Source organism: Microcoleus sp. C2D2, from assembly GCF_036702495.1.
Taxonomy (GTDB): Bacteria; Cyanobacteriota; Cyanobacteriia; order Cyanobacteriales; family Microcoleaceae; genus Microcoleus.
This window is the reverse complement of sequence record NZ_JAUBTO010000275.1, coordinates 1-5,300: the sequence shown is the minus strand read 5'-3', so window position 1 is coordinate 5,300 and position 5,300 is coordinate 1. Positions and strand designations below refer to the sequence as shown.

The window sequence follows — 5,300 nt, the reverse complement described above, 5'->3', positions numbered from 1 at the left end:
GTCATATTCTACCATGCTGTGCCTAGATTGTGAACCTTCTTTTTTTGCTGTTACCCCGATTTATTGAGCGGATACGTAAAAAGTTACGTGTGGCACTTCATCGTCGTCTAAATATTCATTAAGAATAATCTGAGTCAGAGCAGCTAAATTGATAATTTGATTATCAATTTTTAGTAATGTTTGACTGGCATTTACCCATTCAATTTTTGTCATGTTTCAATTTTTAGATTTGTCCACTGGACAATTCTAACTTGTCCACCGCATCACTGGACAAGTTGTGATTATTCTCCGCCAGAAGCGCAACTTGGTGCGTTTTTACCAAAGCATTGCCTCTAGTAGTTCAATAATTTCCTTTATTTCGTCCATATCCATCTCACTGGCAATTTGGAGAATTTTCTCCTTATGGTTGGCTTTCGTGCCAATATTTCCAGTGTTGAGTGTGCGGCCATTTTTACCAACTCTCTCCTGAATTTCTGGCAAAAGCCCTTCTTCTTGTAAGTGCCTACGGTGCTTGCTAACAGTGGGTGGGCTTACACCGCAGAAATCGGCGATTGCCCGGTCGCTCTTGCTTTGCCACTCTGGAGAGAGAAGAGTAGCGCGTACTCTTTCATGTAAACCTTCGAGCCAATTCTTCAACTTCTCCTTATTGTTAGGTTGCTGTAAATGGTTTACAGTTTCCTCTTTTGTTTCTAGTTCTAGTTCTGGTTCTGGCTCTGCCTCTTGTAGCCAGCTTGCATTACCTACTACATACAGCTCTGATCTGCTGCGAGTCAGGGCAACATACAGCAAGTTATTTTCCTGCTCTAACTGCCAGTCCTGCTGATTGCCCCACACCATAGGTAAATCATTAGGTCTAATTATGAAAATGCGATCAGCTTCAAGTCCTTTTGCACGATGACAGGTACTTAGCGTAATAGGGGAAGCTTCATCACTAAATAAACTATCGATGTAGCTTTCTAAATGCGTGATACAAGTGGCTTGAGGTTGTGATTTATAGATTTCTGTCAGCGCCTCTAATTTGTCTTTAAGTGCCTCGCACAACTGCTCTTCATTATCCAGTCCTTCATACCGCTCCTTTTTTGCGGTTCTGTAAGCGCTTACAGCATCGTTGAAGTTGGGGTAACGGAATCCTGGCATTTTGGCAATTTCTTTAAGATCGCCTTTGATTAATTCCCCGATTGCTCTACCCTTTACTGTGGCAGCAATTCCTCTGGCAATTAATCTGATGCAGAGCTTTACCAAAGGTGCTGTTTTGCGACAGAGCACCATGTCACCAGTGGTTAATCTGCAAGGTTTGTCGCTCCACAAGTCCCCCTCTGCAATTACCTCAATTTTTCCCTCAATTGCATTAGCTCTCGCAATCATGGGAATTTCTGGAAAATTTTTCTTGACTAACTCAATGTGACTATTGGGGCAACGGTAACAAATTGAGAGTGGTAGTTCTATTGCTCTAGTTCTCTCAAGGATGTTTTGATAACTATTACAATCAGCGCCAGCAAAACCCATGATCGCCTGACGTGGATCGCCAACGAATAGCAAGCGACCATCATTTCCAGCAAGGGCGATCGCTAGTTCAAGTTGAGAGGCATTGAGGTCTTGACACTCATCAACGAGTACGAAGCGATAGGGTTTAAACCATCGACACTGGTTTAGCTTCCATTTTATAGGTAACCAGATTTGATCTGTAAAATCAAATCCAGTTTTTCTCATGGCTTGATTTTCGCCAATATTTAAACATTGGGCGATCGCATCTGCAACTATCGAGAATTCATAGATATCAGCCATCTCAAAATGCTCGCAAATTTCCTCAATAGTTTCTGCTATTGGTTCAGAATTTGTTAGGCGTACTAAATCTATTAATTGTATAAAATCTTCATTCTTTTCAATGGCATCGTCAAGCTGTAGCGATCCATAACTTCCTCGTTTTCCTATTAGTCCTAATTCTTCGGCTATTTTTTTGTACTTATTACCTGAAACTTCTACATCATAAGAGTTACTAATTGATAAGTGCTTCTTAACTAAAGTCCATCCAGCACTGTGTAATGTGGAAATTGATTCTTTCCATTTGATGCCAAACTTGGCAATCAAATCAAGAGAATTAGCTTTGCCGAAAACGCAAATCTTGATTTGTGATGGCTTGATACCAGCTTCTTGCAATGCGATCGCAGCAAGCCTAAGAGTTGTTGACTTTCCGCTACCAGCTACAGCATTGCAGCAGGCATTCCCTGTTCCAGCCTTTACCCAGTCGATGATTTTTTCTTGATATGACGAAATTTGCATATAGTTACTATACTGTAAACCCTTTACAGTATAGACTATTTATTAGCTGCTTAACTCGCTTTAACTAGACAATGAGCACTCTGTCAAAAGCGTCTTTAAAGACGTTTTTCGCTGTGTTCGATCGACACTCGATCGCGATTATCACCGTATGGGTGACGATCACAATTTTAGATTTTAGATTTGGGATGCAAGGATGAAAGTCACGCATCAAGAGTACCGAGTGCCAATCGCTTTCTTTCCCGGCAGAAGCCTTAACCCCTGGATTTGTTAGAATCGTTGGTCATGTGGAGCGGGTACATCTACAAACCTGCTTAAAGGAGAATTGTTGACAATGTGGCTTAAATTTGGTGTTGCTCCCAGCGGTAAACTGGCGAGCATTGATGAGGTTGTGCGCGGAAAAACTCAGCTAACTTGCCTCTACTGCGGAGGCTCCCTCACTGCAAAAAAGGGTTCGGTGAAAGAACATCACTTCGCCCACACCGGGGAAACTTGTAAACCAGTCTCGCAGCGAATTAAAACCAAAGCATTTCCCTCGTTGCCCCTTTACGACAGCTTCAACATTCAGTTAAAAGGTGAGGAATTGGAACAGTTGAAGGTGCTATGGAAAGAGTACGGCGCACAGGATTACGGCATTCCCAAAGACTTGGTAAACTTTCGATGGCAGTTGAAGAGATTGCTGGAATCAGAGGGCGATCGCACTTATCACTTTACCGACTTGGGGAAAATCCCAATGGGTGCGCTTCCCCTGGCGCTGTTCAACAAAGTCCAAGAACCTTTGCTGCTGTCGGAGCTGGCTTCATTGGAAGGCTCTGTAGAGATTGCTGAAGCTGCGGGGTTATCTTGTTTGGATGAACGGTGGGCTGATTTGCTAATTTATCGGGCACAGCTTCGTCGGATTCTGGTGAATTCGCTCTACTTTGTTGAGGTCAAAACGGATGGTCAAACGTTCTATAAAATTGGGGTGACAACCCGATCGATCGAGGAACGCATCGCCGAAGTGCAGCGGGATGTGAGAGCACATTACTCGGATGCTGGCGTCAGTTTGCTGGGACTTTGGGAACACCGGGGGAATGTGGAGCTATACTTCAAACATCGCTACAAAGCTTTTAATTATCGCATTGGCAAGCTAACAGAGTATTTTCAGTTTCCTAATGTTAAGACTATTTTGAATGATTTGTACGGGATGGAACCCAAGGTTCTGTCGGCTGCTGAGTTGGATGCGATCGCCGATCGGGATAAAAGATGATGTGAGCCAAAACCAGATGTCAACGGACGCGATCGCCCTTTAATTTAACTTGTCCACCACATCACTCGACAATACTGGACAAACTGAAAAACGCACCCGGTTGCGCTTCTTTCAGAGAATATTATCACAAGTCCAGGCGTTGAGAACTAAACGGCTACTCCGGGGCTGTTTGGGGGTGAGCATCGATTAAATCGCTAGTTAAAAATTATTTGGTTTTCCCCCGAGTCTGCTTAGTTTTAGCTTTGGCTGCGGTTGCTTTGATTTGGGCATCAGCCTTGGGAGCATCTGCGACAGACTCAAGAGGATGCTGTTTTAGATATTCTGCTATAGCTCGCTTCACAACTACCCGTGTTAATTGGGGTACGGTCAAGAACTCTTGAGCCGCCCAAGTCGCCAGGACTTCCATCTCTTGTGGATCCAAATATAGGGTTACTCGTGGTTTATCCGAAGGCATAAGAATGTCTAGAAAGTTTGTTACGTCACCTTCTATACCTTATCGCCGTTATTGTTTTTTTAATTTAAGTATGTCACCGCTTGATATGTAGCGTACTTGTGCTAGCATAACACAAGTATCGATATAAATCGTTTATATCGATATAAATCGTTTTTTAAGTAGGTTGAACTATGGAACCCGAAAGCCTTGCTGTAATTGACGTTGAAGTTGAGCCAATCGATAATCCTGAGCCAGAAAATGATGAGATTTGGTACTCTGCGGTGCAAATTCAAGGGCTGCTGCGAGTTAGCAAAGCAGGACTGCAACAATCGATTTCTAAGCTCGTCAGCATCTACGGACTGGATATCCAAACCTTGCGCCGGGGCGCTGCCAGAGCGACCCAATACTCCGAGCTTGCCCTCAAAGCTTGCAAATTATTAAATGCTGGCAAACTCAGTGAACTCCGCAAGCTGGTAGAAGCTACCCCAACCACCTCTCCTGCACCCAGTGGAGCATTAACAATCAGTGAATACACTCCAGCACTTGACAGACGGATTGCAGAACTCAATCAAACTGCAACTTCTAATTCTGTCTCTCTTAACCAAAACGTGATGCAGCTTTTAGCGCAAATTGCAACCGAAAATAAGGCAGCGCAACAGCGTGATTCTGACTTAGACACTGCCGAAATCAACGCAGCACAAAACCGTGGGGCTGCACGAGCTCTCGCAGTATTTCAAGCCGAGCAAAAAGGACAAGCTGAAGTTCTGGCGCAACTGCGAGCAATGAAGTTAGGAGGGGCTGAATAATGGCTTTTTTTAAAGTAAAAGTGCAGCGGGAATGCAACACAACTCGAACCTTTAACGTTGTTGGAACCCGCCCCCAGGAAGCTTTACAGGCTGCTGCATTACAGCTAAGAGATGAAGGGGTAGCGGATGCTGTAGCAATTACAGTAGTTGGTCAAATCAACAGTTTGAGAGATTAAAAGTAATGTGGATTTCGGTCAACCCGGCAACGGAAAAAGAAGAAATCGTACAGGCTGCAATGGCATTATCTGGTTGGTATGAACTGGGATGGAGTGAATGCGGAGAGTATCTTAATTATCCGCCTTTAGTCGAAGAATTACTTCCTGAAGAAATAGCCGATTTGTACAATAATGCCGATAATTTGGGTCTTGACATTTACACCGTTGGCAATATCGAAGCAAACGAAGACTCGCAGCCTCCCCTGAGAAAGTAGACCGCGAGTCCTTGCAAACCATCTCCCCCTCATTACTCACAAGTTAAGCTAAAAGCACTATTGTCAATGAGTAAAATTACTCATCTTTTACCTGTTGACCCAATT

General features: G+C 43.7%; 7 protein-coding genes. 4 read left to right on the top strand and 3 right to left on the bottom strand.

The window, feature by feature from the left end; genetic code table 11:
• Positions 1-60: 60 nt before the first annotated feature.
• Together QUB61_RS37585 and QUB61_RS37580 are read right to left on the bottom strand one after the other, a co-directional pair.
• On the bottom strand, positions 61-213 hold the full coding sequence (locus QUB61_RS37585) for a hypothetical protein (protein WP_333136312.1): 153 nt from the start codon (positions 211-213) through the stop codon (positions 61-63).
• Positions 214-315: 102 nt separating this feature from the next.
• On the bottom strand, positions 316-2,280 hold the full coding sequence (locus QUB61_RS37580; protein WP_333136310.1) for a UvrD-helicase domain-containing protein: 1,965 nt from the start codon (positions 2,278-2,280) through the stop codon (positions 316-318).
• 331 nt (positions 2,281-2,611) lie between these two features.
• Here QUB61_RS37580 and QUB61_RS37575 point away from each other — a divergent pair, with 331 nt between their 5' ends.
• Positions 2,612-3,526: a GIY-YIG nuclease family protein gene (locus tag QUB61_RS37575; RefSeq protein WP_333136308.1), complete on the top strand. Its 915-nt coding sequence runs from the start codon at positions 2,612-2,614 to the stop codon at positions 3,524-3,526.
• Between the two features lie 205 nt (positions 3,527-3,731).
• Here the strand turns inward: QUB61_RS37575 and QUB61_RS37570 are convergent, their stop codons facing one another.
• On the bottom strand, positions 3,732-3,947 hold the full coding sequence (locus QUB61_RS37570) for a hypothetical protein (protein WP_333136306.1): 216 nt from the start codon (positions 3,945-3,947) through the stop codon (positions 3,732-3,734).
• Positions 3,948-4,150: 203 nt separating this feature from the next.
• Between QUB61_RS37570 and QUB61_RS37565 the strand changes: the two genes are divergently transcribed.
• The 3 genes from QUB61_RS37565 to QUB61_RS37555 are packed head-to-tail and all read left to right on the top strand — an operon-like array spanning position 4,151 to position 5,195.
• On the top strand, positions 4,151-4,765 hold the full coding sequence (locus QUB61_RS37565; RefSeq protein ID WP_333136304.1) for a hypothetical protein: 615 nt from the start codon (positions 4,151-4,153) through the stop codon (positions 4,763-4,765).
• The gene (locus tag QUB61_RS37560) at positions 4,765-4,941 is read left to right on the top strand and encodes a hypothetical protein (RefSeq protein WP_333136303.1); all 177 of its coding nucleotides are present in this window, start codon (positions 4,765-4,767) and stop codon (positions 4,939-4,941) included. Before QUB61_RS37565 ends, QUB61_RS37560 begins: the two co-directional genes overlap by 1 nt.
• A 5-nt stretch (positions 4,942-4,946) precedes the next feature.
• Complete coding sequence (locus QUB61_RS37555; RefSeq protein ID WP_333136301.1) at positions 4,947-5,195, top strand: hypothetical protein; 249 nt, start codon at positions 4,947-4,949, stop codon at positions 5,193-5,195.
• Positions 5,196-5,300: the final 105 nt, after the last annotated feature.

Coding starts and splice junctions, on each gene's coding strand:
- QUB61_RS37585 (WP_333136312.1), bottom strand. CDS start 213: ATGACAAAAATTGAATGGGTAAATGCCAGTCAAACATTACTAAAAATT.
- QUB61_RS37580 (WP_333136310.1), bottom strand. CDS start 2,280: ATGCAAATTTCGTCATATCAAGAAAAAATCATCGACTGGGTAAAGGCT.
- QUB61_RS37575 (WP_333136308.1), top strand. CDS start 2,612: ATGTGGCTTAAATTTGGTGTTGCTCCCAGCGGTAAACTGGCGAGCATT.
- QUB61_RS37565 (WP_333136304.1), top strand. CDS start 4,151: ATGGAACCCGAAAGCCTTGCTGTAATTGACGTTGAAGTTGAGCCAATC.
- QUB61_RS37560 (WP_333136303.1), top strand. CDS start 4,765: ATGGCTTTTTTTAAAGTAAAAGTGCAGCGGGAATGCAACACAACTCGA.
- QUB61_RS37555 (WP_333136301.1), top strand. CDS start 4,947: ATGTGGATTTCGGTCAACCCGGCAACGGAAAAAGAAGAAATCGTACAG.